The following is a 26,481-nucleotide window of genomic DNA, read 5'->3' on the forward strand; positions in this document are numbered from 1 at the left end:
TCGACCCGTCAGCGCATCGGCATATATCCGGCAGCGGGGCTTGGCGGCGCTGCTGCCGGAGGGGCCGCCGCTGGCGGGTTGTCCAGCGTTGCTGCGGGCAATCCCGGCGGCCGGGCATCGCCCATATGCTCGCCGATCGGCACGCGGTGGATCAGGGAATAGGCAAGCCCCTCCATCGCCAGGTCATGGCCCGATAGCCGCCAGCGCGGCGTCAGGTTGATCAGACGCTGAAATTTCGGCGTCGCGTCGAACCCGGCATTGAAACACTCGGCCAATCCTGCGCCGGTCATTTCCCCGACCCGCCGGCCCATCAGCAGGATGCCGCTCCACGCCCCATGGGCCAGCACGGCATCGCGGGCAAACCGCCCCATCGCGCGGGCCAGGATCGTCAGCCGCTCGGCCCGGCCTGCCGGCAGGCCAGGGACGCTCCAGGCGGCATCGTCGTGCGACAGGGCAAGCACGTTTTCCCACGTCGCCGAACGGCGGGACCGCGCGCGAAGCGACCGGGCGAGCGCATCATCCTCATCGCTTTCCGGCGGAAAGCCGCAATGGCCCATTTCGGTTTCCAGCATCCGCACCGTGCCCGTGCGGTCCACATCGATGACGGCCAGCCCGACCCCGAAATCGATATGCGTAACCAACCAGCGGCCCTGTTGCGTCATGACCGGATCCCCGCTGTTGCGCGACAAGGCTTCGAAACGGACGCCATGTCCGCCAATGGCTGCCCAGGCGTGGACCGCAACATCGTTGATGATCTGAGGATCGGAGCGGAAGATGGATTGCAGGCCGGACCGGGTAATCATCCATCGGCCTCTGGCGATGGCGATCGTGTCGCCATGGGTCGCACCGATGATGGCTATGGCGGCAGAGGCACCGGTCAGCGGGCGGCCGGTTTCGCGTTCATATCGCATCAACGCGTCCGTCAGCGTGGGCAGGTCTGCCATTGCCCAGCTCTGCTCCTGTTCCGGACGGCCGGCCGCGTTGATCCAGGCAAGCCTGATCTGCGTTTCGCCGACCGAGACGGCAAGGCGCGGCTCGCCCCCCGATACATCCATCCCCCGTCCCCCGCCTATGATTGTCGTGGGTTGTCAGCATCGTATCACGGCAGGCCGATTAAGATAGCGCTAACCTGCGTCCGGTTCGTCCGGGATGCTCCGACGGGGGTAGGGTTCGGCATAGGGCATGATCATCCGGCCGGCCGGATCGGCGGTGAACGTCGTCTGAGTGGGATAGGCGAACTCGATGCCTTCTGCGGTAAAGCGGGACAGGATGGCCAGGCCGACCGACGACCGTTTGTCGTAAAAGCTTTGATAATCCGGCCCCGGCGTGTCGAATTCGACTTCGAAATCCAGGCTGGACGCGCCGAACCCGACAAAGCCGGCCCGCACGAACAGGGCACCGGCTTCCTCGATCGTTTCCCGCAGGATTTCCGGGATCCGGGCGCAGCGGTCGGCCGGCGTCTGATAGATCACCCCCAGCATCCATTTCTGGCGGCGATAGGTCCGCTGCGTGTTGTTGCCGATCTGCTTTTCCAGCAGGTTCTTGTTGCTGATGATCAGTTCTTCGCCGGTCAGCGCGCGGATGCGGGTGGATTTCAGGCCGATTGCCTCGATCGTGCCGCTTGTCGTGTCAAAGGTCACGGCATCGCCGCGCCGGAACGGCTTGTCGAAGATGATCGACAGGGCGGCGAACAGGTCGGCAAAGATCCCCTGCGCGGCAAGGCCGATGGCAATGCCACCCACGCCAAGACCGGCGACCAGACCGGTGACGTTGACCCCAAGATTGTCCAGGACGACGATCAGCGCGATGGCGAACAGGGCGACGGTGACGAGCAGCCGGATAATGCCGATGGCGGTGCCCAGCGTCTCGCTGGAATGATCGCCCTCCGTCCGTTTTTCGACCACGCCCAGAATGATCTCGCGTGCCCAGATCGCGGCCTGGAACACGGCGGCGATGGTGAACAGGAACCGGACGGTCGCAATCACCGGCTGGGGCGCATGGGCATATTCGACGACCAGTTCGGCCGACACCATGGTAATGAAAAAATGCCCGGTCTTCGCGATCGCGCGGCCCAGGATCGTGCCCCATCCCATCGGCCCTGGCGTCCGTTCGCACAGGCGCATCCCCCATCGACGGGCAATGTGCAGCACGGTGAAGATCAGGGCGGCGACACCCAGCCCGATCAACGCCTGCAACCAATAGGTCGTCAGCCACAGCACACTGGCATCGACCAGCGCCTGGGCATTCTGCTGCACGGCATCGGCCGACAATTCGGTTTCGACGATGGCGTTGCTCATTCACAAATTCCCGTTCACGCAGCCTTTGCGGTCGGCTGACATGCCCCGTCGCACGCGTCAAGAAACGCGATCAGGCCGCGTTCGGCCCGGGAAAGGTGGCGGGTGGCGCGGGGCAGGGTCATTTGCGGCCCGTTCAGTCCTGCACCGCCCCTGCACCGGTCGATCAGCAACGGGTGGACATAGGATTTGCGCGCAATCGCCGGTGTGTTGCCCAGCGCCGCCACGACCGGTTCCAGCATCGCTTTCAGCGTCGGCGGCTCGTCACTGGCGACCAGCAGTTCATAGGCGATGACGCTGGCGCCCCAGGTGCGGAAATGCTTGGCGGTAAAGCCATCGCCCATCGCTGCGCGGATATATTCGTTGACGTGGGACGAGGTTACGGGATGCGCCTCGCCCGCATCGTCGACCCATGCGAACAGATGCTGGCCCGGCAGGTCCTGACACCGCCGGACGAACCGGGTCAGCGACCCGTCGGTGATGGTCAGCACGCGCCGACGCCCGGATTTGGCGGTATAGGCCAGCCTTAGCCGGTTGCCGGTCAGCCGGGCGTGTCGGCGGCGAAGGGTGGTTGCGCCGAAACTCTTGTTGGTTCTGGCATAATCCTCGTTCCCCACGCGCACCCGGCCCAGGTCGAGCAGGCGGACGACCGCCGCAATGGCACGCTCGCGGCACAGGGTGCGCCTGGCGAGGTCGCGGGCCACCTGCGCGCGCAGCTTTGGCAGCGCCGCTCCGAACCGGGCGCACGCGCCGAACTTTGCGGCTTCCCGCTCCGCGCGGAAATCGGGGTGATACCGATATTGCTTGCGACCGCGCTCATCGATGCCCGTCGCCAGGATATGGCCGTCATCCTGGGCGCAGAACCATGCGTTGCGATAGGCGGGGGGCAGGGCGATGGCGTTCAGCCGGGCAATCGTCGCCTTGTCGCGGATCAGCCGCCCGTCCGGCATCCGATACCGCTACGGCCCGTCGCCGCGCCGTTCCCGCGTGATGCCCGGTTCGCTGTCATCGCTATAGCGCAGGCACGTCTCTGTCATCGGCATCCTCGGTTCGCCGCATCAATGCGCAATTTGTCGCATCGTTCCGGGAACATGACCCGCCGCCATCGGTTGGCGGGACAGTTGCATGACAAGGAGACGGACCATGGCGAAACTTGACGGCGTAAAGGTACTGATGCTGGCGACGGACGGGTTTGAGCAGTCGGAACTGTTCGATCCGCGTCAGGCGCTGATCGATGCGGGCGCACAGGTGGTCCTGGCTTCCCTGAAACGCGATGCCATTCGCGGTGTCATCCACGACCAGCCGGGCGATCGGGAAATTACCCCGGACCTGACCCTGGATGAGGTCGAAGAAGGCGATTACGACGCGCTGCTGCTGCCCGGCGGCCTGGCCAATCCCGATGCGCTGCGCATCAACGACCGTGCGATCGAAATCGTCGGCGCGTTTTGCGACGATGGCAAGACGGTGGCCGCGATCTGCCACGCCCCCTGGCTGCTGGTCGAGGCGGATGTGGTCGATGGCCGCACCGTCACCAGCTGGCCGTCGGTTCGCACCGATCTGGCCAATGCAGGCGCCAATGTCGTGGACCGCGAAGTTGTGGTGGACGAAAACCTGATCACCAGCCGCAAGCCGGATGACATTCCCGCGTTCAACAAGGCGCTGATTCAGGCGTTGGCCGACCAGATGGCCGACGCGGACTGACCGAGTATCGACAGGGGCGGGCTGCGTTCCTCGACACGTTTGGCATGGCTGCGGGTCGGGCGCGACCCGTCTCTGAAATCGCTCATGCCAGGCCGGTCGGGGCCGCAGTGCGTGCCGCGGGAACGGCCGCTCCGGTGGCCTGCCCCCGGCGCATCGGCCGCCAGCCAAGCTCCGCCCGCTTGCGCGCCAGATAGGTGTCCAGGCCGATCTGCGCGCCGATCAGCATGTAGACGAACGGCTGATAGGCGATACCGACAAAGGCCGCGCCCAGCAGATAGATCATGTGGCCATGCTGAAGCGCGGTGGCCAGCGGGCTGATCCATGTCTGATCCTCGCCCGCCCGGGCATAGCGGCGGCGGATCACCTCCATCCGCAACAGCCCGGCAAGCTGGATCACCAGCCACAGCGCCAGCCCGAAATAGCCCTGTTCGCCCAGCATCTCGAAATAGGAACTGTGATAGGCGCGGCCCGCATCCTGAACGGCGCGCCGCTCGACCGTGGCGTTGGCGCCCTGTTCGGCCACCGTCACGGTGTCGAACGTCAGCCGGTTCTGGCGGTACGCTTCGAACCCGCCGCCCATCGGATTGTCGCTGACATAATCCAGCGTCCATTTCCACACGGCCAGCCGCGTACTGGCGGATTGATCGCCCTTATATTCCTTGATGGTCTCCATCCGCTGCGTGTACGCGCTGGGCAGGAACGGCACCGCCGCCAGGCCAAGCACCGCGGCCAGGCCGATATACATCAGCCGCCGCTTCGCATCGCGCAGCATCAGCACGGCGAGCAACCCGATGCACAACAGGCCGGTTCGCGCCGATGTGCCGACCGGGATCAGCAGACAGGAAAAGCACAGCGCATAGCAGAACAGCTTTACCCGCCAGTCCGGGCGGAAAATCGTGCCATGCTTGCTGAACCACAGGATCAGCGGGATGATGGTGATGGCAACGGCCGAGATCGTCGATCCTTCATAAAGGCCGCTATTGTTGCTGACCATCAGGTCAAGCTGGCCATAGCCGCCGCCGGACCCCAGCGTCTTGATCCCGCCCACGATGATGATCGATGCGGCCGACAGGATCATGAACAGCAACAGCGCCTCGATCCGGAGGCGCGTGCGCAGCGTCAGCGGCAGGAACGCGGCAAAGGCCAGCGACTTCCACGCCCATTCCCACTTGTCCAGCGCCTCGACCGGGAAATCGGCATATTTCGTCGTGTATCCGCAATAGGCCAGCAGCATCAGGATCAGGAACTGGCGCGGCGCAAACCGGACATCGCGCTTGTCATCGAACATCAGCCAGCCGCCGACCGCCGCTGCCACCGCGATCATCGAAATGGGCACCGAATTGAGCAGCAGATAGGTCAGCCGCTGCGGCGATACGATGTCGATATAGACATAGGTCAGGATGAACAGGAACGGCCGCCGCGCGCCCGCGCCGAACAGCGCGGCCAGGAACACGACAAAGACAAGGTCACGCACCGGGCCGGTCCCCGCCGCCGCGCCGGCCCAGCCACCGCCGGGTCCGCTCGCCGGTGCCCGCGCGCTCATCGTCCAGGTCCGGCCGGCGCAGCAACAGCCATGCCGCCAGCAGCATCAGGCCATGGGTCAGGCCAAGCGAGAAATTGTCGATCATGCGCGGCCGGCCTGCTTTCCCTCGGCGTCGCCCGACACCAACGGCCGGGCGAACATCCCGGCAATAGCCGCCGCCGGTTGACGCGGCGTTAAACACTGTCGTGGCAAGGGGACGGCATGCGCATCCTGCACGTTCTCGACCACAGTCTGCCCGTTCACAGCGGATATACGTTCCGCACCCGCGCCATCCTGAAAGCGCAGGAACGGCTCGGCTGGACGGTTGCGGGGATCAGCGGACCGCGACAGCCCGATGCCCCCGCCGCGCCGATGCTGGCGCTGGTCGATGGCCTGCGCTTTTATCGCGCGCCAGCGGTATCGCCCGCGCCCAGCCCGATCGGGGAATGGCGAGAAATCACCGGCTTTGCCCGTCACATCGAATCGGTGGCGCGGGATTTCCGGCCGGATATCCTTCACGCGCACTCGCCCGTGCTGAACGCCGTTGCCGCCCGGATGGCGGCCCGCCGGCTCGGCCTGCCGCTATTGTACGAAATCCGCGCCTTCTGGGAGGATGCGGCTGTGGGCAACGGCACGGGACGCGAGGGCAGCCTGCGCTATCGTCTGACCCGCTGGCTGGAAACGCGCGAGGTGCGCCGTGCCGATGCCGTCGCCGTGATTTGCGAAGGGTTGCGGGGCGACCTGATCGCGCGGGGCATTGCGCCGGACAAGATCATGGTGTCGCCCAATGGCGTTGATCTGGACCTGTTCGGCGAACCGGCCCCGCGCGACGACGCGCTGGCCGCCGCGCTCGGCCTGGAAAGCGCGGACGAGGTCGTCGGCTATATCGGCAGTTTCTATGACTATGAGGGGCTGGATCACCTGATCGACGCCATGCCGCACCTGGTCGCCCGGCGGCCGCGCGCGCGGCTGTTGCTGGTCGGCGGCGGTCCCGTCGCCGATGCCCTGCGCGCCCGGGCGGCCGCTTCGTCCGCAGCGCACGCGATCCGCTTTGTCGGGCGCGTGCCGCATGACGAGGTCGAACGTTATTACAGCCTGACGGACATCCTCTGTTATCCGCGCAAGCGGATGCGGGTTACCGAACTGGTGACGCCGCTCAAGCCGCTTGAGGCCATGGCCCAGGGCCGGCTGGTCGCCGCGTCGGATGTGGGCGGGCACCGCGAACTGATCCGCGACGGGGACACCGGCACGCTGTTCCCGGCGGACGACCCCGCGGGCATGGCCGCCGCGCTCGCCGGATTGCTGGCCGACCGGTCCGGCTGGGACGCCCGCCGCACCCGCGCCCGTGCGTTCGTCGATGCCGAACGTAACTGGTCGTCAAATGTTTCTGGCTATCGTCCCGTTTACCAAAGGCTGGTCGATCGCAATCGGACGGATGGAAAATGGTCGCGTATCTCTCCCGTAAACGCTTGATTTCTGCGCCCGGCATTGCCGGACTTGTCGCCGCCGCGCTGGTCGTGACCGTGCTGACGCTGGTGATGGCGGTGCCCGACTGGCGACTCGAATCGGTCGTCATCGATTCGGGCCTGCCTGCGATCCTGCCTGCCGCAGCGCCGCCGCTGGGCATGACTGCGCGTGCGGCCATTGCGTTCTTTGGCGCGGTGATCGTCGGCGGCGCGGGCTGGGTAGTCGCCACGCTGGCCGTGCGCCACTGGCCGCGCCGCCCCGCCCGCCGGCTGCGCCGCGCGGCAAAGCTGGAAATTCGCCCTTCGGACGCGCATCCCGATGCCGCGCCGCGCCCGCCCGTCCACGCATCCCGCGAACTTGGCGACCCGCTGTGGCAGGAACGCGTGCGCATCGCGCCTGCCGCATCCGGCCTGCCCATCGCGCCTGTCGTGGCCGAGCCGGTCGAACAGCCGCTGCCGATCAACCTTGATCTGCCGCTGGCTGCGTTCGACCCCGATGCCATCCCGGCCGCGCCGTTGCCGCTGCCGTTGCCCAAGCCGCGCTTTGCCGCGCATGAGCGGATCGAGACGTTCGAACTGACCCCGCCGCCCGCCGCGCGCCAGCCCCGGCCAATGCCGGAAGAGGCGATCGTCGCGCCCGCCACCGACGCGACGATTCAGGGCCTGTTGGCCCGGCTGGAAAGCGGCGTGGCCCGCCGGTCGGGGCCGCCCGTTCGCGTGTTCGATGATACGCTGATGCAGCTGCGCCAGATGGCGGCGCGCTGACCGGCGGCATCCTCAACGCTCGATCAGGGTCAGCGCCTCGATCTCCACCGCCGCCCGCCCTGCCGCCGCCGTCCGGCCAATGACCGCCAGATCGGCGACCAGATGGCCCGGCAACTGCCATTCTGCATCGGGCAGCGCCGCCAGCCAGCGGGACAGGCGATCATCGTCGCCCGCCTCGATCCGGTAACCGACGCGCGATCCCTCGAATGTCGCGCTCGCCCATGCGCGGCTGGACCGGGATGCGATGGTGATCGCGATGCCCGCCCGCTCGGCACTGGCCGTCATCGCCCGGCCCAGCGCGGTTACGGCATCCGGCCCGCGCATCACGCCGCCGCTCCGTTCCGGCCGCCATCCTGCCGGTTGTTGCCGATGAACGCCTCGATCCGCCCGACCATTTCGGGCCGGGGTTCGCGGCCGTTCCGCATGTCCAGCACCAGCCGGGGATCGCGCGCCACCAGCCGCCCGAACCGGGTCGGCGGCATCTGTTGATCGCGCAGGAACCGTTCGATTTTCCACAACATCTCCATCGCATTGACCCCCGTGAGTCGCTCCAATATGTTCCTGAAATGTTCTTTCAAATCCAACTTGTCTAGGAAAAATCCTTGGCCTATGACGGAACAATGGATGACGATGCGCAACGCACCGCGCTGGCCCGGTTGATCGATGCCAGCGGCGAAAGCCTGACCGCCCTGTCGCGGTTGATCGGGCGCAACGACGCCTATCTTCAGCAATATCTGCGCCGCGGTTCGCCCCGCCGTTTGCCAGAGGCGGAGCGGGGGCGGCTTGCCCGCTATCTGGGTGTGCCCGAATCGGCATTGGGCGGGCCGGCCGTGCCCGCTGCGGTCGCCGTGCCGCGCCTCGATCTGGCGGCGGCGGCGGGGCGGGGCGCGCTGGCGGACGAGGCGGCGATGCTGGCGATGACCAGCGTGCCTGCGGACCTGTTGCGCGCCCTTCGCCTGGATGCGGCAACGCTCGCCTTTCTGCGCGTGCAGGGCGAATCGATGGAACCGTTGCTGGCACCCGGCGACGAGATCCTGGTCAACCGCGCCGATCGCCGCATCACGCATCAGCCCCGGTTGATGGTGGCGCGCGTGGACGGCGCGCTGGTGGTCAAACGGATCGCGCTTGCCCCGGCCGGCGTTCGGTTGATCAGCGAACATCCCGCCTGGCCGCCCGTCGATCTGGCCCCCGATGCGGTCGACGCGGTTGGCCGGGTGGTGTGGATGACCCGCCTGTTCTGACGGCGTTGCCCCCGCAAATGGTGAATGCGCCGCTTACCCTGTCTCTGCACCTGCCGCGCAGGGTTTTGCATTAAGGGGCATGGCCAACGAAAAAATAGCCAAGGCGCCCCATGCACGACCTGTTCTACCTGTCCGATCCCGGCGAAGTTGCCATGGCTCAGGACCTGATCCGCGAATTTGGCGACGATGCGGGGTTCGAGGCGGCGGAACGGGCCGATCACAGCCGGACGGTGGGCAATTACCTGCACTTCTGCCGCTGGCGTCAGATCGAGCGGCTGATCCTGGTGCTTGGCAATCCGGTGGCGGTGGGCACCATCCACTGATCGCGGCCACTGATCGCGGCGGCGCGGGCGCGGAAATGCGCCACAGTTGACCGGAAAATCGCCGCCAAGTCATTGTGAGGGCCTGCTGCTTGCGGCATGGATCGCCTTGATGGCGTGCGTGGATCGCTTTTCGGCGGGTGGAATCGCCGCTGCATTGCTGCTGGCGATGGGCGGAACGACCGCGCATGCGCAGGACATTGCGCCGCCCGCACCGCCGCCGCCGCCGGCACCCGCTGCCCCCGGACCGGAACTGGACCCCGATTCGCCGATGGCCGACCTGCCCGATTTCGGGGTGGACTGGCCGGACCTGGCAACACCGCTGCCCGGCGAACAGGCGGATGCCACCGACCCGGAGGCGATCGTGGTCGAGGGCGCGGCCGAACGGCGCTATCGCTATGCGTTGCAGGGGGTGGACGGCATTGCCGACCCCCTGTTCCTGCAACGCTTTCGCGAAGGCTCGGCGCTGGAGGCGCATGACGACGAACCGTCGGACGCAGCGCAGATCGAACGGCGCGCGCGGCAGGATGTGGAACTGCTCGATGAACTGATGCGCGCGGCCGGTTATTACGACGCCCGCGTCCGGCCGCGGATCGGTGCCGAAGCGGACACCATCCTGGTCACGCTGGATGTGACGCCGGGGCCGCGATACACGATCGATACGGTCGCCTTGCCCGGCCTGGACGCCGCCGGGCCGCGCGCCGACGAACTGCGCGGCGCGCTGACCCTCAATCCCGGCGATCCGGTGGATGCCGACAAGGTTGTGGCGGCCGAGGACAAGCTGCGCACGACGATCGGCAGTCAGGGTTTCCCCTTTGCCGAGGTGGGGGAACCGGCGCTGGTCGTCGATCACGACACCCGCACGGCGACGCTGACCCTGGATGTTCAGCCAGGCGGCGAACGGCGCTTCGGGCGGATCATCACCACCAATGACCGCGTGTTCGATGGCGACCATGCACAGGATATCGCCCGGTTCCGCCCCGGCCAGCTCTACAATGCCGCCGATGTCGATGATCTGGAACGCGCGATCATTCAGACGGGCCTTGTCTCCTCGGTCAAGCTGACGCCGGTGGAGGGGGAGGCGCCCGGCACGGTCGATCTGTCGCTGGCCATGGAGCCGGCGCCGTTCCGCACCATCGGCGCCGAAATCGGATATGGAACCGGCGAAGGCGCCCGGATCGAGGGCAACTGGACGCATCGTAATTTCGTGAAGCCGGAAGGGGCGCTGACGCTGCGCGGCGTCATCGGCACACTGGAACAGGTGGCGGCAACGACACTGCGGTTCAACAATTTCGGTCAGCGCGACCGCGTGCTGACCGTCGGCATCGCCGCCACGTCGCTGCGGCGAGAGGCGTTTCAGGCGACGGGGTTTCAGCTGTTCAGCACGCTGGAACGGCAATCGAACATCTTTTTTCAGAAACCCTGGACCTGGTCGATCGGCACCGAACTGGTCGCCACCGACGAACGCGACACCATCGTCGGCACCGGCGAATTTCGCCGGCGCACCTATTTCGTCGGCGCGCTGCCTGCCAGCCTGACTTATGATGCATCGGACGACCTGCTCAACCCGACGCGCGGCTTTCGCCTGGGCGGACGGCTGAGCCCCGAAGTATCGCTTTCCGGCCGCGTGTTCGGCTATGCCCGGCTGCAACTCGACGCCAGCTATTATCAGCCGGTGAACGACAATCTGGTCGCCGCTGCGCGCGTCCGCATCGGATCGATCCTTGGCGCGCCGCGTGACGGCATTGCGCCATCGCGCCGTTATTATGCCGGTGGCGGCGCATCGGTGCGCGGATACGGATTTCAGGCGATCGGGCCGCGCGATCCCAATGGCGATCCGATCGGCGGCCTCAGCCTGACCGAATTCTCGCTGGAGGCGCGGGCCAAGGTGTGGGGCAATTTCGGTGCCGTCGCCTTTCTGGACGGCGGCAACATCTATACCGACACCTCGCCGGGGATCAGCGATTTCCGGTACGGGGCCGGGGTCGGCCTTCGCTATTATTCCAATTTCGGCCCGATCCGCATCGATGTGGGAACGCCGCTCAATCCGCAGCCGGGCGACAGCCGCATCGCGGTCTATGTCTCGCTGGGGCAGGCCTTTTGACCGAGGCGGCGGACACCGCACCTGCGGCGACGGGGCAGCGGCGGGGCTTGCGCTGGGGCCGCTGGGTGCTGGCGGCGGTCGCCGTCCTGCTGGTCGCGGTCGCGGCACTGGCCCTTTGGATCGACACGCCGGGCGGGCACCGCGTCGTTGCCCGGCGGATCGGGATGCTGCGCCCGGCCAATGGCATCACCTATTCGGTGCAGCGGATCGAAGGGTCGCTGTTCGGCCGCGCCCGCATCTATGGGCTGGCGATCCGCGATCCAAAGGGACTGGTATTCTATGCGCCCCGCGCCGACCTCGACTGGCGGCCGCTGGCGGGGATCGCCAACCGGCTGGATATCCGGTCGCTCGTCATCCCGGAATCGGTGCTGCTGAAACTGCCCGAACCGACGCCGACCGGCCGGCAGGGGCCGATCCTGCCGGGGTTCGACATCGCCATCGCCCGGTTGCAGGCGGACCGCCTGCTGATCGGGCGGCGCGTTGCCGGGCGGGTGCGCGAAGGGATGCTGGCGGGCCGCGCCGATATCCGCGATGGCCGCGCGCTGGTTGATCTGACCGCGCTGGTGGCGGGCAGCGACCGGTTGCGCCTGCGGCTGGATGCAGAGCCGGATCGCGACCGGTTCGATCTGGATGGCGTCGCGCTGGGCAGCGGCGACGGCATCCTCGCCCGGCTGACGGGCCTGAACCGGCCGGTCAGCGCGGCGGTGCGCGGCGATGGCAGCTGGCAGCGGTGGCAGGGGGGCGCAGCCGTGCGGGCGGCGAACGTCCCGCTGGTGCAACTGTCCATCGCCAATCAAAGCGGCAATTTCCGCCTGAACGGTACCCTGGATCCTGCGCCGCTGATCGGATCGCGGGTCCGCGCGCTGTTCGCCCCGCGCGTGACCATGGTAGCGGCGGGCACCTTCCGCGCGCGCCGGATCGAGGGGCGGCTGAACCTGCGTTCCGATGCCCTGTCGGTGGAAAGCGAGGGGGGCGTCGACCTTCGCACCAGCGCCTTTCGCAACCTGCGCACCGTCGTCCGGCTGGCGCGGCCGGCGGCCCTGCTTCCCGCCATGACGGGCACGCCCGTCGAACTTCGCCTGGTGCTGGACGGCGCCTTCGATACCGCCCGGTTCGATTACCGGCTGGCGGCGGAGCGGGTGGCGTTCGGCAATACCGGGTTCGACCGGGTGCTGGCGGCGGGGGCGGGGCGGCTGTCCCGCACGCCGGTGACGGTGCCGATCCGCCTGTCCGCCGCGCGCGTGACGGGGGTGGGCGATGTGGCGGGCGGCATCCTGCGCAACCTGTCGGTCGATGGCGCGCTTCAGATTACCGGACGTACTCTGACCGCCAGCGACCTGCGCGTCCGGTCGGACAAGCTGAACGCGCGCGCCGGGCTGCTGGTCGATTTTCCCAGCGGCCGGTACGAGGTGATGTTGAACGGCGGGCTGACCCGGCTGCTGATCCCCGGTCTTGGCATCGTCGATGTTCAGTCGCGACTGTCCGTCGTCCCCGATCCCGGCGACCGGGGCGTGCGCGTGGTCGGGCGCGGCGTGGCGCAGGTCCGGCGCTTCGACAACGCGTTCCTGCTGTCGCTGGCCAAGGGGCTGCCGCGCGTCGAAACGCTGCTCGAACGCGGCAATGACGGCGTCATCTATTTCCGCAGTGCCCGGCTGACCTCGCCCGGCCTGACCCTGACCGGCAATGGCTATCGCCGCAATGACGGCAGTTTCCATATCGAGGCGGCGGGCCGCCATGTCGACTATGGCCCGGTCCAGCTGGTGCTCGATGGCCCGATCCTGCGGCCCCGGATTCAGCTGAAACTGGCGCGTCCCGGCCTTGGCCTCGGGCTGGCCGGGGTTGATGCCACGCTGGACCCGACGGCGCAGGGGTTCGATTTCGCCGCGACCGGCCAGTCGCTTGCCGGCCGCTTTGCCAGCGACGGCGCGATCCTGCTCCCCCCCGGCGGCACCGCGCAGGTGCGGTTCGACCGCATCGACGTCAGCGGTGGTCGTGCATCTGGCACCTTGTCCATCGTCACTGGCGGGTTTCAGGGCACCCTGGCGCTGGCTGGCGGAGGCTTGACCGGCACCGCCAATTTCTCCGTCCCCGGCGGGGTTCAGCGGATCGACGGGACGATCGAGGCGCGCGAGGCACGGCTGGCCGATGCCTATGCCATCCGCCGCGGCCGCGCGACATTCGCCGTCGTGCTCAATCCGGGCGCGCCCAGTATCGAGGGCGACGTGCGCGCCTTTGGCGTGTCGAACGGCAGCCTGCGGATCGCCCGGCTTCAGGGAACGGCAAAGCTCGTGAATGGCGAGGGGCAGGTGCGTGCCACGCTTGCCGGCGCACGCGGGCGCGGGTTTGAAATCGCCACCGTCACCGACATCGCCGATGGCGTCTATCGCATCGGCTTGGAGGGCACTGTCGATCGCCGCCCCATCAAGCTGGATCAGCCCGCAGAGCTTCGGTTCACGCCCGATGGCTGGGTATTGTCGCGCAGCCGCCTGACCTTTGCCGGGGGCAGCACGACGATCGGCGCGTCCAGCCAGGACGGGGCCGTTCGTGCCGATATCGCCGCATCGGCGCTGCCCCTGTCGCTGCTGGACATCGCCTATCCCGGCCTTGGCCTTGGCGGCACGGTATCGGGCACGCTTGCCCTGACCGATCGGGGCGACGGGATGCCCAGCGGGCGGATCGATGCCCGGGTGCGCGGCCTGACCCGGTCGGGGCTGGTGCTGTCGTCCCGCGCGGTGGACATGGGGGTGACGGGCGTGCTGGACGGCGGCCGCGCCGCTGCCCGGGCCGTCATCGCCAGCGGCGGGCAGACGATCGGGCGCGCACAGATGCGCCTGTCGCCGCTGTCGGGGCGCGGCCCGCTGATGGATCAGGTGTTCGCCGCCCCGTTGTTCGCCCAGCTGCGCTACAGCGGCCCTGCCGACACGCTCTGGCGGCTGACCGGTCTTGAACTGTTCGACCTGACCGGCCCCGTCGCCATCGGTGCGGATATCGGCGGCACGCTGAACGATCCCGACATTCGCGGCTCGCTCCGGGCCAATGGCGCGCGCATCGAAAGCGGGCTGACCGGCACGGCGCTGACCGACATTCAATCCACCGGCCGCTTCACCGGATCGCAGCTGCTGCTCGACCGGTTTCAGGCAAAGACGCGCGGCGATGGCCGGGTCAGCGGCACGGGCAGCTTCACCTTTTCCGCCCGCGGCTTTGCCTTTGACCTGAATGCAGAGGCGCAGAATGCGGAACTGATCAATCTCGACAATCTGGGTGCGCGGGTTACCGGGCCGATCCGCATCCGGTCCGACGGGTCGGGCGGCACGATCAGCGGCGACGTGCGGCTGAACAGCGCCCGTTATCAGCTGGGCAATGCCGCCGCGACGGCAACGCCGCTGCCGCGCCTCAATGTGCGCGAAATCAACCTGCCCTTCGGCCGGGAAGAGGAGACGACCCCGATTGAGCCGTGGCGGCTGGATATCCGCGCCCGCACCAGCAACCTGGCCGTCACCGGCCTTGGCCTCGACAGCATCTGGCGTGCGGACCTGGTCATCCGGGGGGAGCCGACCGACCCCGCCATCACGGGTGAGGCGACGCTGGACCGCGGCGATTACGAATTTGCCGGCCGCAGTTTCGAACTGGAGCGCGGGGTCATCCGCTTTGACGGACGCACGCCCGCCAATCCCTCGCTCGACATCGTGGCACAGGCGGATGCCGACAATCTCAACGCCTCGATCCTGGTGCGCGGCAATGCGCTGCGGCCAGAGATCAGCTTTGCCTCGACCCCCGCGTTGCCGCAGGACGAGCTGTTGTCCCGCCTGTTGTTCGGCACATCGATCACCAACCTGTCCGCGCCCGAGGCGCTTCAGCTTGCCGCCGCCGTCGCCGCGCTTCAGGGGGATGGCGGCGGGGGCTTGAACCCGATCAACGCGGTGCGCTCGGCAATCGGCCTTGACCGGCTGCGCATCCTGCCCGCCGATCCGCAGACCGGCGCCGAAACCTCGATTGCCGCCGGCAAGTTCCTGACCCGCCGCGCCTATGTCGAAATCATTACGGATGGCCAGGGATACAGCGCGACCAGGGCCGAATTCCGGCTGACCCGCTGGCTGTCGCTGCTCGGTTCGATCAGCACCATCGGGCGTCAGAGCGTCAACGTCCGCGTTCAGCGGGACTATTGATCGCCGGGTCCCACGTCCGCGCATCGCTGGACAGGCGGGGGCAACCTGCCATAGGCACCCCGTTCCCTGTCTCCTGCAACGCAAAGGATCATGATCGTGACTGGCGACGTGCCGGCTTCGCTCGGCCTCGATTTCGGCACGACCAACACGGTCGTCGCCCTGGCCAATGGACAGGGTGCGCCGCAACTCGTCCCCTTTGACGGGGAAGGGGCGGGCAGTGCCGTGTTCCGTTCCGCCCTGTGTTTCTGGGAGGACGAGGGCGCGTGGAAGGGCGTGGCGAGCGAGGCGGGGCCGTGGGCCATCCACGAATATCTGCAATCCCCGCTCGACAGCCGCTTCGTGCAATCGTTCAAGACGGTTGCTGCCAGCCCGTTGTTCGAACGGGCGCAGATTTTCGGCCGCGCCTTCCGGTTTGAGGAGTTTGGCCGCACCTTCCTCAACCATCTGCGCGATCATGCCGGGGATCGGCTCGACCGGCTGCCGCCGCGCATCGTTGTGGGCAGACCGGTGGAATATGCCGGATGGCGGCCGGACCCGGCGCTCGCCCGGCAACGCTATGACGCGATGCTGGATCAGTGGGGCACGCAAATCCATTATGTGTACGAACCGCTGGGCGCGGCGTTCGGCTTTGCATCCCGGCTGGACAGGCCGACCACGCTGCTGGTTGCGGATTTCGGCGGCGGGACGACCGACTTTTCCGTAGTGCGCGTCGCAGAGCCTGGCCGCGCAAAGCGGTGCGAGCCGCTGGCGGCGGCGGGCATCGGAATTGCGGGCGATCATTTCGACAAACGGATCGTCGACAATCTGGTCCTGCCCCTGCTGGGCAAGGGCGGCCTTTATCGCTCGTTCGGCAAGGTACTGGAAATTCCCGGCGGCTATTTCGGCGAGTTTTCCGACTGGTCCCGCCTTGCCCTGATGCGCAATCGCCGCACGCTGGACGAATTGCGCCGGTTGCAGCGGGATGCCGTGGACCCTGCGCCCATCGGCCGGATGATCGCGCTGATCGAGCATGAACAGGGCTTCCCGCTGTACGAGGCGGTGGGCAGGGCCAAGCGCAACCTGTCGATGGCGGACGAAACGCGCTTCACCTGTGACGGCGGCGGGGTTCGCATCGACGTGCCGTTGACGCGCGGCCAGTTCGATCAGTGGATCGCGGGCGACCTCGACCGGATCGACGCGGCGATGATGTCCGCGTTGACCAAGGCTGCGGTGACGCCCGAACAGATTGATCGTGTGTTCCTGACCGGCGGCACGTCGCTGATCCCCGCCATCCGCGCGCGGTTCGAGGCGCGGTTCGGCGTGGAACGGATCGCGTCCGGCGATGAACTCACCTCCATCGCAAACGGGCTGGCGATGATCGGGCAAGAGGCCAATCCGGCGGAATGGAGCGCGGACTGACCCTGAACCCCGGGGCGTGTGGCTGCGTCAAACGGCTGACAGCTCCTGTTCCGCTGCCATATGCTTGCCAACTCGCCTTTGATCGCACAGTGTGGATGGATAAACCATAATGTGGGAGTAAGGGGATGCGCGGATGGGTTGCGGCCGGTGCCGTGGGGCTGTTGTCGGCAACGTCTGCGCTGGCCCATGATGCATCCACCGTGGTCGCATCGCAGCGCGCGACCTATAACCTCAACGGCGAATGGCGGACCATCACCGGCGATCCGGCGGGCGCGCATCTGAACGCGTTCGACGATGGCGCATGGACCCCGGCCACGCTGCCCCATGCGTTCAATGAGCGTGAGGCCTTTGCCCGTGATATCAAGGACCAGTCGACCGGGATCATCTGGTATCGCAAGCGGATCACGCTGCCCGCCGGAGCGCAGGCGGGCAAGGCGTTCCTTGAGTTCGAAGGGGTGCGTCAGGCCGCCGAAGTCTGGGTGAACGGGCGATCCGTGGTGCTGTCGGAACACGGGGCGATGGCGTTCGGGGCCGATATCACCGCGGCGTTGCAGCCGGGCGAAAATCTCATCGCGGTCCGCGTCGACAATGACTGGCGGTACAAGGAGCGGGAAAGCGGCAGCGGCTTTCAGTGGAACGACCGCAATTTTAACGTGAATTACGGCGGCATCACAAAGAATGTCCGGCTGCACCTGACGCCGATCGTCTATCAGACGCTGCCGCTCTATTCGGCGCTCGGCACGACCGGACAATATGTCTGGGCCGATCAGTTCGACATTCCGGGCCGCCGCGCGACCATCCATGCCGAAACGCAGGTGCGGAACGAGGCGGCACAGCCACGAACCCTGACCTATCGGGTCGAAATCCGCGATCGCGGCGGACGTGTCGTCGGGCGATTTGACGGAGCGGACGCAACCCTTGCTCCCGGCGAAACGCGGACCCTGTCGGCCGAGGGGCGGATCGGTCGCCTGAACTTCTGGAGCTGGGGCTACGGATATCTCTATCGCGTCACCACCACCCTGATCGAACAGGGGCGGACGATCGATGCCGTCGATACGCTGACCGGTTTTCGCTCGACCCGGTTCGGCGACGGCCTGATCCGGCTGAACGATCGTGTGATGCAGGTCCACGGCTATGCCCAGCGCAGTTCCAACGAATGGCCGGCGGTCGGCGTCTCCATTCCGCCATGGGTCAGCGATTTTTCCAACGCGCTGATGGTCGACAGCGGCGCGAACATGGTCCGGTGGATGCACATCACGCCGTCGAAACAGGATATCGAAAGCGCCGACCGGGTCGGCCTGCCCCAGGCGATGCCGGCGGGTGATGCCGAGCGGGACGTGGACGGCCGCCGCTGGGAACAGCGGACCGCCCTGATGCGCGATGCGATCATCTACAACCGCAACAACCCGTCCATCCTGTTTTACGAAAGCGGCAACGAAAGCATCAGCGAGGCGCACATGGCCGAAATGAAGGCCATTCGGGACCAGTACGACCCGCATGGCGGTCGGGCGATCGGATCGCGCGAGATGTTGGACAGCCGCGTCGCCGAATATGGCGGCGAAATGCTGTACCTCAACAAGAGCGCACGGCACCCGATGTGGGCGATGGAATACAGCCGGGACGAGGGCGCACGGCTGTATCAGGACGAAGATACCCCGCCGTTTCACAAGGATGCGCCCGATTACAACCGCAATCAGGACAGCCACGCGATCGAGGATGTCCGCCGCTGGTGGGATTATTTCCGCATCCGGCCCGGCACCGGCCGACGGGTCAGTTCGGGCGGGGTCAACATCATCTGGTCGGACAGCAACACCCATTATCGCGGCGACAACAATTATCGCCGGTCGGGGGAGGTGGACGCGATGCGCCTGCCGAAACAAGGCTTTTTCGCGCATCGGGTGATGTGGAACGGCTGGGTCGATCCCGAAGCGCCGGCAACGCATATCATCGGCCACTGGAACTATGCGCCGGGCACGACGCGGCCGATCACCGTCGTTTCCAACGGCACCTCGGTCGAACTGTTTCGCAACGGCCGTTCGCTCGGCATGGGTACCCGGTCCAGCGGGTTCCTGTTCACCTGGCCGGCGGTGGCGTGGCAGCCGGGGACACTGCGCGCGGTTGCCGATGGCGGTCGCTCTGCCCATGTCATCGAAACCGTGGGTGCGCCCGTTGCCCTGCGCCTGACGCCGCGCACCGGCCCGCGCGGCTTTGTGATGGACGGCGCGGACCTGGCGATGGTGGATGTCGAGGTGGTCGATGCAAAGGGCCGCCGGGTTCCGACCGCGAATGACAAGGTTGCCTTTACGCTGACCGGCCCCGCCGAATGGCGCGGCGGCATTGCCCAGGGCGACAGTTCGGGCAAGCCGCGTTCCACCGTCGCCGTGCAGGGAGAGGTCGTGCCCGGCACCACGCCGACCGCCGGCACCGCGCGGGGTGAGGATAACTATATCCTGTCGCGCACCCTGCCGGTCGAGGCGGGGGTGAACCGGGTGCTGCTGCGCGCCGGGCGGAATGCTGGAACCGTGCGGCTGACCGCCAGTGCGCCCGGCCTGAAACCGGCGACGATCGCCATTCCGACCCGTGCGGCAGCGCCGCTGACCGGCGGCCTGTCACGGGAGTTTGCCGAGGCGGCTCAGCCCGGTCTGCTGACCCGCGGCCCGACGCCAGCGGGGGATTCGGTCCGTCCCACCCGGTCCACGCATCTGCCCGTTGCCGTCACCGCCGGGTCGAACCCGGGCGATGCAGCCACCACGTTCGACGACAACGAACTGTCCCGCTGGGCCAGCGATGGCCGCCCCGATACGGCGTGGATCGAATATCGCTTTGCCGCCCCCGTGACACTGAACGAGATCGAACTGAAGCTCGTCGGCTGGCGGTCGCGCGCCTATCCCATCGTCATCACCATTGACGGGCGAGAGGTGTGGCGCGGCGAAACGGAGCGGCAGCTTGGTTATGCCGCGATCCCGTTTCCGGCCACCACGGGACAGGTGGTGCGCATCACCCAGACCGGGCCGACCACGGATCGGGATGCGTTCGGCAAGATCGTCGAGTTGGCGACCGCGCGACAGGCGGGGGATACCGGCGCGGATGCCATTGCCCCCGGCTGGCGGCTTGCCATCGTCGAGGCCGATTTCCACGGACCGCGCTGAACCCGATCCACCCCTGCCGACTGCCCGGGTCTAGGCGGCGCTGTCCGTGCGGCGGGACAGCTGGCGCGAATAGACCCAGCCGATGCCGATCAGGCTGAACCCCAGCGCCATGAAGCTGGCGATCCGCAACAGGCCGTCCAGCCCGGCGGCGTCGATCAGGAACACCTTGACCACCGCGCCCAGCATCAGGACCAGCGACCCGATGCGCCAACTGCGCAGCTTGCCCTGCGATCCCCACCACAGAAAACCGAGCGCCAGCACGATGCCAAGCAGCGAGATCAGCAGGCTTTCGGTCGGATCGATGCCGCGCGCGGTCAGCACCGGCCCCGCAAACCCCTGCCGCAGCAGCGACAGCGCGAACAGCGAAATCAGGGCCATGATCGCGGTATCCACCGCCACCTTCGCGCCCGTGGTCACCGGCCCCCATTGGCGCTGCACGCCGACCAACCCGGCGATCGCGACCAGATAGGCCGGGGTCAGCCAGTTGGCGACCGGCACCGGGCCGACATCCTGCCCATACCATAACGGGTTGTGCAGGATCAGGGTGAACCACCCGAAATGCGCCAGCCCCGCCGTCATCAGGCCCAGCGCCGCCGGACGCCGGATGTCCACCGGGGCAAACCGCGCGGCCGCCAGCCCGGACAGAAGCAGCATCGCCTGCCACACTGTCCGCTCGCCCATCCCGTATTGAATGAACGCCGCGCGCGACGTGATGCCGAACAATTGCTTGTACACGCTGTGCAGCAGGATCGCCGCCACGATGCCGACAGCCACCAGGATCGCCCGGCGGACGGCGGCGGGCAGGGTCGCGCCCCTCCATGCCAGCAGGATCAGGGCCGCGCACAACGGCGCCACATGCAGGGCCAGATCCTTTGGCCCGATTGCGGATGGGGCAAGGAACGGATCGCCAATCCCGGCCATCGCCCCGGCCAGTATCCAGCCGACCAGCGGCTCCAGCGCCCATATGCCGGCAATCGCCAGCGCGGTCAGCCACGCGGCCGTCCGGCTGCGCTGGCTCAGGAACAGCGCGGCAGCACCCGCTGCGGCCGTCCATGCCAGCAGCACGCCGGGCAGGACCTGCGCGATCATGCCATAGCCCAGGGCAACCGCACCAACCTCTGCCACGCTGCGCGACGATGGGGGGCGGGCGGTCATCGCCATTGCCGCGAACGGCACGGTCGCCGCTGCCCAACGCAGGACGGCGCGTACCATGTCGACGGGGACGGCTTGGCTGCCCAACCCGGCCAGTTCGGCGGCAAAGGCGGGTGTCACCATCAGGGTAAGGGCAGTCACGACCGCCCCGGCCCATGCCATGCCATGCATCGCCGGGGCATCGCGCCGCCACTGACCCGCGATCAGCACGCCGCTGACCGCCATCGCCATGATCGGGGCCGCCCATTCCGGGGTGATCAGCAGCAATGCAGCGAACGCAAGCAGCGCCCCGGACGCCAGCGGGGCCAGCACCTCGCGCGTCCGCGCCTGTTCGCCGCGTTGCCAGGACAGTGCGAATCCCGCGACGGGCAGCACCGCCAGCCCGGCCAGCACGGCGGCCAGCATCGGCTCGCTCGCATCCCCGGCCCATCGGCCAAATCGGCTGTACAGGATCGCCCCCATGATCAGCGGCACGGCCGCAAGCTGCACCAGATCGAGCAGACGCGCCTTGCCCCGCCAGTGAAGGGCAAGCGGCACGGCGGCAAAGATCGCGATCTGCGCGGCCGCCACCCCGGCCAGCAATTGGGGATCGGGCCGCGGCCAGATGGCGATCAGCCACAGCCCAAGGCCCGCCGCGACCAGCGTGCCCAGCCGCAGGGTGTCGAACCGCCAGCCCAGCGCCGTCAGCGCGGCACCGATCAGCAGATACATGCCCCAGGTCAGCGGGGCGAAACCGGCATTGGTGACCAGCACCGCCATCTGCAGCGTGGCCAGCCCGCCAGCGACCAGATGCGGCACGCTCGGCCCCCCTCTGGCGTGCAGAAAGGCGGGCAGGACCGCGCCCAGCACGATCAGATAGACGCCCAGCGCGGCGAAATCCGACGTGCGCGATACGCCCGCCACCATCATCAGCGCGCCCCAGCCCAGCCCGGCCGCCAGTGCCGCATAACTTAGCCAGCGATGCCGCTGTGCCTGCCCGCTCCACGCCAGCCCGCCCGTGACCAGGATCAGGTAAAAGGACAGCAGCGGCACATTCGCGCCATCGCTGGTGACCAGCAACGGGGCGGCAAATCCGCCGATCAGTCCGATGACCGCACTGGGCAATCCGAACCGGAACGACAGGGCGATGGCCGCTGCGGTGACGGCAGCCAGACCGGCAAAGGCCGGGCCGGCCCCCATCAGGCCATAGGCGGTTCCGGCCAGATAAAATGCACCATAAAGCGTCGCCAGACCCGCCCCGGCCAGCGCCTGGCGCACGCGCGGATCGGCCACCCGTTCGGCCAGGCGATAGGCAGCCTCCGCCCCGGCAAGCAGCCCCAGCCCGAACAGAAAGCTCATGGCGACCCGGACGCCCGGGGTCAGCAATCCGGCCTCGATCGAAAAGCGGACCAGGAAAATCCCGGCAATGGCCAGCGCAAACCCGCCGCCCCAGATGGGCAGCCGCCGGCCGAAAATTTCCTCGAAATCGAACGAAAAACCGCGGGCTGGCCGGGCGGGGCCGGCTGGTTCAGGCGCGGGTTCCGGTTGCGGTGCCGGTTCCGCGTGGAAAACGGACACCGGCTCCATCGCCGGCTCGGGCGGTTGTTCGGCCGCAACCTCTGCCACGATTGTCTGCGGCCCCGGGGATGGTTCGTCGGCGACCGGCAATGGCGTTGCCGGCCACGGGTCGGCCGGTTGCTGGCCCGACGACGCGCGTCGCAATCTGGCCAGTTCGGCGGACAGCGACGCCATCTTGCGCTCGATCCGGGTCAGCCGCTGCCAAAGCAGCGCGGCGATCACGCCGAACAGCAGGATGAAGAAAGCGTCCATGGTTCCCCGCCGTCATCGTCAACCGGCCGACGATTTGCAATCGCCAAGTCGTGCGGGCTTTGCCGGGCCGGGCCGGATCAGCGTGTCAGTCCGGTTGCCAAGCCCGCATGAAACTGTCGACGCACAGGTCGATCTCCACCTCGATGTCCGCGGGGGAGGGCGCTCCGGTCAGGCTCAGGATATGCTGCTGCGGCGATCCATGGAACAGCATCCCGGCAAACTGCCGGGCCGCGACATTGGGGTCGCCGGCGCGCAGTTTCCCCATCGCCATCGCGCCGCCCAGAAATGCCGACAGCCGCGCCTTGCCCCGCGCCTGCCCGCGTTCGTAAAAGGTCCGCGCCAGTTCGGGAAACCGCCCGGCATTGCCGATCGCCAGCCGGTGCAGCTCGATCACCGGATCGGAATGAACCGTTTCCATCAGGGCTGCGGCATAGCGGCGCAGGGATTCGGCGACATCCTCCGCCGGGTCCAGCGGCACGTCCATCGCCCGGCCATATCGGGCGACCATCTGGTCCACGACCGCCGCGAACAGCGCCTCCTTGGACGGGAAATGCGACCACAGCGTCGTCTTCGATCCGCCCACTGCCGCCGCAATCGACGACATGGAAGTCGCGCCATAACCGCGCGTCAGAAAGCTTTCGCGCGCGGCCTCCACAAACGCTTCCCGCTTGATGTCGCGCGACGTCAGTTCGGCGTCGTCCTCTGCCTCGAAAGAAAAAACTGTACTGGTCGGTACCATTGCGATTGACAACCTATTGCACTGCACCCAGATCGGCGGCGTACTGACCAGTATGGTGATCCTCGTGCGTCTTCGCAAATCCCTTTTCGCCCTGCCGCTGCTGGCAACAATCGCCGGATGTGCCTCGGTGCCCGCGCTGGGCGACCGGCCGGAGATTGCGCCGCCGACCCGCTATACCGCCGAACAAAGCCTTGCTGCAGCGCCGCAGGGGCAATGGCCGGCCGATGGCTGGTGGCGGGCGATGAACGATCCGGCGCTCGACGCGCTGATGGATGAGGCGCTGGTCCAATCGCCCGATCTGGCGGTGGCCGCTGCCCGCGTGAACGCCGCGCGCGGCCTGGCGCAACAGGCCGGGGCCGCGCTGCTGCCCCAGGCGGGGGCAGAGGCAAGCGCGGGCGGACAACAGCAGAGCCAGAACCTTGGCGTCCCCGCGCAGTTCGTGCCCGATGGCATCCGGGATGTGGGTCGCATCGCGGGCACGCTATCGTTCGACCTTGACCTGTGGGGCCGCAATCGCGCTGCGCTGGCCGCTGCGACGTCGGAGGAACAGGCCGCACAGGTCGATGCCGATCAGGCGCGCCTGTTGCTGACCACCAGCATCGCCGCCGCATGGGCCGATCTTTCCCTGCTTCATGCCCAGCGCAACGTCGCGGCGGACGCCGTGCGCGTGCGTCAGGCGACGGCAGACCTTACCCGGCGGCGGGTGGACAATGGCCTGGATACGCAGGGCGAACTGGCTCAGGCCCAATCGTTGGTGCCCGCCGCGCAGGCAGAGGTTGCCGCGCTGGATGAGGCGATTGCGCTGACCCGCAACCGGCTGGCCGCGCTGGCCGGGGCCGGGCCGGATCGCGGCCTGGCCATCGGCCAGCCGGCGGCTATGCCCATGGCGCAGGGCGTGCCGGCCAGCCTGCCCGTCGACCTGATCGGCCGGCGGCCCGATATCGTCGCGGCCCGGCTGCGTACCGAAGCGGCGGCCAGCCGGATCAAGGTGGCGCGCGCCGCATTCTATCCCAACATCAACCTGTCCGGGCTGATCGGGCTGCAATCGCTTGGCCTTGGCCAGCTGTTCGATTCCGGTTCGACCATCGTCAATGGCGGCGCTGCGATCAGCCTGCCGCTGTTCGAGGGGGGCCGGTTGCAGGGCCAGTATCGCGGCGCCCGCGCGCAATATGACGAGGCGGTGGCCCGGTACGATGCCGCCCTGCTTCAGGCGATCCGGGAGGTGGCGGACGCAACCGCCAGTCTGACCGCACTGACCCAGCGGCTGGATCAGCAGCGGGCCTCGCTGGCGGCGGCGGAAAATGCGGCCCGCATCGCGCGCATCCGGTTTCAGGGCGGCCTGGCGAACCAGCTGACCGCCCTTCAGGCCGATAATCAGGTGATCGTCGCCCGCCGCGCCGTCACGGATCTGGAGGGGCGTCGGCTGCAACTCGACGTCGCGCTGGTCCGGGCATTGGGCGGCGGCTTTTCCGATGCCGGCCCGCGTCTTTCAGGAGCACGTCCATGACCGAATTGTCCAAGGAACCGCTGGTGGCCGAAGCGGAAGTGGCGGCCCCCGATGAACTGCGCACGCGGCGCAAACGCTGGTTCGGCTATCTGGCGATCGCCATCGTCGTTGCGGCGGCGGCATGGGGCGTCTGGTACTGGCTGGCCATGGCGGGCCGGGTGTCGACGGACAATGCCTATGTCGGCGCGGACACGGCCGTCGTGACGCCGCTGGTTGCCGGGCCGGTGATGGACGTGCGCGTCGCCAATACCCAGTCGGTGAAAAAGGGTGATGTGCTGGTGCGGCTGGACCCGGCCGATGCGCAGATTGCCGTGGCGCAGGCGGAAAGCGCGCTGGCTCAGGCGATCCAGCGATACAATCAGGCGCGGGCTCAGGTCAGCGCCGCCGCCGGTCAGGCCGGTGCCCGCGATGCCGATATCCGGCAGGCGCAGGCCCGCGTTGCCGATGCCGCCGCCGCGTTCGAGCGGGCGCGGGTCGAACTTTCCCGGCGCGAGGCGCTGATTGCCAGCGGTGCGGTGTCGGGCGATGAACTGACGGCGGCGCGGACGGCCTTTGCCTCCACCCGCGCGGCGCTTGATTTGGCGCGGGCCGGTGTGGCCAGCGCACAGGCGGCGCGCAAGGCGGCGGGCGGCGACCTTGGCGCGACCGAGGCGCTGGTAAAGGGCACCGACCGCGAAACCGCGCCGGAAATCGTCGCCGCCCGCGCCCGGCTGGATCAGGCCCGGCTGGACCTTGCCCGCACGGTCATTCGCGCGCCGGTCGACGGCGTCGTCACCAACAAGCAGATTCAGGTCGGCGCACGCGTCGCCGCGGGCAGCCCGATCATGACGCTGGTGCCGCTGCGCTCGGCCTATGTCGATGCCAATTTCAAGGAAGATCAGCTGGCCCGCGTCCGCCCCGGCCAGCCGGTCGAACTGACCTCCGATTTCTACGGCGACGATGTGGTCTTTCACGGCCGGGTCGTCGGCTTTTCGGGGGGCACCGGGGCGGCCTTTGCGCTGATCCCGGCTCAGAACGCCACGGGCAACTGGACCAAGGTGGTGCAGCGCCTGCCGGTGCGGATCGCACTCGATCCGGCGGAACTGACCCGGCATCCGCTGCGCGTCGGCCTGTCGATGGACGCGACCATCGACACGCGCGGGCGCTGA

The 26,481-nt window shown here is 67.8% G+C and carries 20 protein-coding genes; 11 read left to right on the top strand and 9 right to left on the bottom strand.

Annotation, left to right across the window (positions count from 1 at the left end):
• Positions 1–8: 8 nt before the first annotated feature.
• From ACNI3Q_RS10655 to ACNI3Q_RS10665, 3 genes are all read right to left on the bottom strand, one after another.
• Complete coding sequence (locus tag ACNI3Q_RS10655; protein WP_426276475.1) at positions 9–1,055, bottom strand: glucokinase; 1,047 nt, start codon at positions 1,053–1,055, stop codon at positions 9–11.
• A 69-nt stretch (positions 1,056–1,124) separates the two neighbouring features.
• Positions 1,125–2,297 (bottom strand): mechanosensitive ion channel family protein, encoded by a 1,173-nt coding sequence (locus ACNI3Q_RS10660; RefSeq protein ID WP_426276477.1) that lies wholly within the window; start codon positions 2,295–2,297, stop codon positions 1,125–1,127.
• Between the two features lie 14 nt (positions 2,298–2,311).
• Positions 2,312–3,244, bottom strand: a complete 933-nt coding sequence (locus ACNI3Q_RS10665; RefSeq protein WP_426276479.1) for a DNA topoisomerase IB — start codon at positions 3,242–3,244, stop codon at positions 2,312–2,314.
• A 193-nt stretch (positions 3,245–3,437) separates the two neighbouring features.
• On the opposite strand from ACNI3Q_RS10665, the gene ACNI3Q_RS10670 reads away from it, so the two are divergent.
• The gene (locus ACNI3Q_RS10670; protein WP_426276481.1) at positions 3,438–3,995 is read left to right on the top strand and encodes a type 1 glutamine amidotransferase domain-containing protein; all 558 of its coding nucleotides are present in this window, start codon (positions 3,438–3,440) and stop codon (positions 3,993–3,995) included.
• 82 nt (positions 3,996–4,077) lie between these two features.
• Here ACNI3Q_RS10670 and ACNI3Q_RS10675 read toward each other — a convergent pair whose 3' ends face one another.
• Both ACNI3Q_RS10675 and ACNI3Q_RS10680 read right to left on the bottom strand, forming a co-directional pair.
• Entirely contained in the window at positions 4,078–5,469 is a 1,392-nt protein-coding gene (locus ACNI3Q_RS10675; RefSeq protein WP_426276483.1) for a putative O-glycosylation ligase, exosortase A system-associated, read from the bottom strand.
• A complete protein-coding gene (locus ACNI3Q_RS10680) occupies positions 5,462–5,623 on the bottom strand; it encodes a hypothetical protein (protein WP_260022256.1) in 162 nt (53 codons plus the stop codon). The genes ACNI3Q_RS10675 and ACNI3Q_RS10680 overlap by 8 nt, the downstream gene beginning before the upstream one ends.
• 116 nt (positions 5,624–5,739) lie before the next feature.
• Between ACNI3Q_RS10680 and ACNI3Q_RS10685 the strand changes: the two genes are divergently transcribed.
• Positions 5,740–6,990, top strand: a complete 1,251-nt coding sequence (locus ACNI3Q_RS10685) for a TIGR04063 family PEP-CTERM/XrtA system glycosyltransferase (protein WP_426276485.1) — start codon at positions 5,740–5,742, stop codon at positions 6,988–6,990.
• Positions 6,960–7,748, top strand: a complete 789-nt coding sequence (locus tag ACNI3Q_RS10690; RefSeq protein WP_426276487.1) for a hypothetical protein — start codon at positions 6,960–6,962, stop codon at positions 7,746–7,748. Before ACNI3Q_RS10685 ends, ACNI3Q_RS10690 begins: the two co-directional genes overlap by 31 nt.
• Before the next feature lie 12 nt (positions 7,749–7,760).
• Here the strand turns inward: ACNI3Q_RS10690 and ACNI3Q_RS10695 are convergent, their stop codons facing one another.
• Together ACNI3Q_RS10695 and ACNI3Q_RS10700 are read right to left on the bottom strand one after the other, a co-directional pair.
• On the bottom strand, positions 7,761–8,075 hold the full coding sequence (locus tag ACNI3Q_RS10695; RefSeq protein ID WP_426276489.1) for a hypothetical protein: 315 nt from the start codon (positions 8,073–8,075) through the stop codon (positions 7,761–7,763).
• Entirely contained in the window at positions 8,072–8,275 is a 204-nt protein-coding gene (locus ACNI3Q_RS10700; protein ID WP_426276490.1) for a hypothetical protein, read from the bottom strand. The genes ACNI3Q_RS10695 and ACNI3Q_RS10700 overlap by 4 nt, the downstream gene beginning before the upstream one ends.
• 93 nt (positions 8,276–8,368) lie before the next feature.
• Here ACNI3Q_RS10700 and ACNI3Q_RS10705 point away from each other — a divergent pair, with 93 nt between their 5' ends.
• The 6 genes from ACNI3Q_RS10705 to ACNI3Q_RS10730 all read left to right on the top strand — a co-directional run bounded on the left by ACNI3Q_RS10705 (position 8,369) and on the right by ACNI3Q_RS10730 (position 20,126).
• Positions 8,369–8,989, top strand: coding sequence for a S24 family peptidase (locus tag ACNI3Q_RS10705; protein ID WP_426276492.1), 621 nt, complete (start codon positions 8,369–8,371; stop codon positions 8,987–8,989).
• Between the two features lie 110 nt (positions 8,990–9,099).
• The gene (locus ACNI3Q_RS10710; protein WP_426276494.1) at positions 9,100–9,312 is read left to right on the top strand and encodes a hypothetical protein; all 213 of its coding nucleotides are present in this window, start codon (positions 9,100–9,102) and stop codon (positions 9,310–9,312) included.
• Between the two features lie 109 nt (positions 9,313–9,421).
• On the top strand, positions 9,422–11,413 hold the full coding sequence (locus ACNI3Q_RS10715; protein ID WP_426276496.1) for an autotransporter assembly complex protein TamA: 1,992 nt from the start codon (positions 9,422–9,424) through the stop codon (positions 11,411–11,413).
• Positions 11,410–15,579, top strand: a complete 4,170-nt coding sequence (locus ACNI3Q_RS10720; protein ID WP_426276498.1) for a translocation/assembly module TamB domain-containing protein — start codon at positions 11,410–11,412, stop codon at positions 15,577–15,579. The genes ACNI3Q_RS10715 and ACNI3Q_RS10720 overlap by 4 nt, the downstream gene beginning before the upstream one ends.
• A gap of 90 nt (positions 15,580–15,669) precedes the next feature.
• Positions 15,670–16,977, top strand: coding sequence for an Hsp70 family protein (locus ACNI3Q_RS10725; RefSeq protein WP_426276500.1), 1,308 nt, complete (start codon positions 15,670–15,672; stop codon positions 16,975–16,977).
• 125 nt (positions 16,978–17,102) lie between these two features.
• Entirely contained in the window at positions 17,103–20,126 is a 3,024-nt protein-coding gene (locus tag ACNI3Q_RS10730) for a glycoside hydrolase family 2 protein (protein ID WP_426276501.1), read from the top strand.
• A 30-nt stretch (positions 20,127–20,156) separates the two neighbouring features.
• On the opposite strand, the gene ACNI3Q_RS10735 is transcribed toward ACNI3Q_RS10730, so the two are convergent.
• Both ACNI3Q_RS10735 and ACNI3Q_RS10740 read right to left on the bottom strand, forming a co-directional pair.
• Positions 20,157–23,087 (bottom strand): DUF2339 domain-containing protein, encoded by a 2,931-nt coding sequence (locus tag ACNI3Q_RS10735; RefSeq protein WP_426276503.1) that lies wholly within the window; start codon positions 23,085–23,087, stop codon positions 20,157–20,159.
• An 85-nt stretch (positions 23,088–23,172) separates the two neighbouring features.
• On the bottom strand, positions 23,173–23,838 hold the full coding sequence (locus ACNI3Q_RS10740) for a TetR/AcrR family transcriptional regulator (RefSeq protein WP_426276505.1): 666 nt from the start codon (positions 23,836–23,838) through the stop codon (positions 23,173–23,175).
• Between the two features lie 52 nt (positions 23,839–23,890).
• Between ACNI3Q_RS10740 and ACNI3Q_RS10745 the strand changes: the two genes are divergently transcribed.
• Positions 23,891–25,333 carry an efflux transporter outer membrane subunit gene (locus ACNI3Q_RS10745; protein WP_426276507.1) on the top strand — a complete coding sequence of 481 codons (1,443 nt, stop codon included), beginning with the start codon at positions 23,891–23,893 and terminating at the stop codon, positions 25,331–25,333.
• On the top strand, positions 25,330–26,481 hold the full coding sequence (locus ACNI3Q_RS10750; protein ID WP_426276509.1) for an HlyD family secretion protein: 1,152 nt from the start codon (positions 25,330–25,332) through the stop codon (positions 26,479–26,481). Before ACNI3Q_RS10745 ends, ACNI3Q_RS10750 begins: the two co-directional genes overlap by 4 nt.

This window comes from Sphingomonas eleionomae (assembly GCF_049889035.1).
Classification (GTDB): domain Bacteria; phylum Pseudomonadota; class Alphaproteobacteria; order Sphingomonadales; family Sphingomonadaceae; genus Sphingomonas.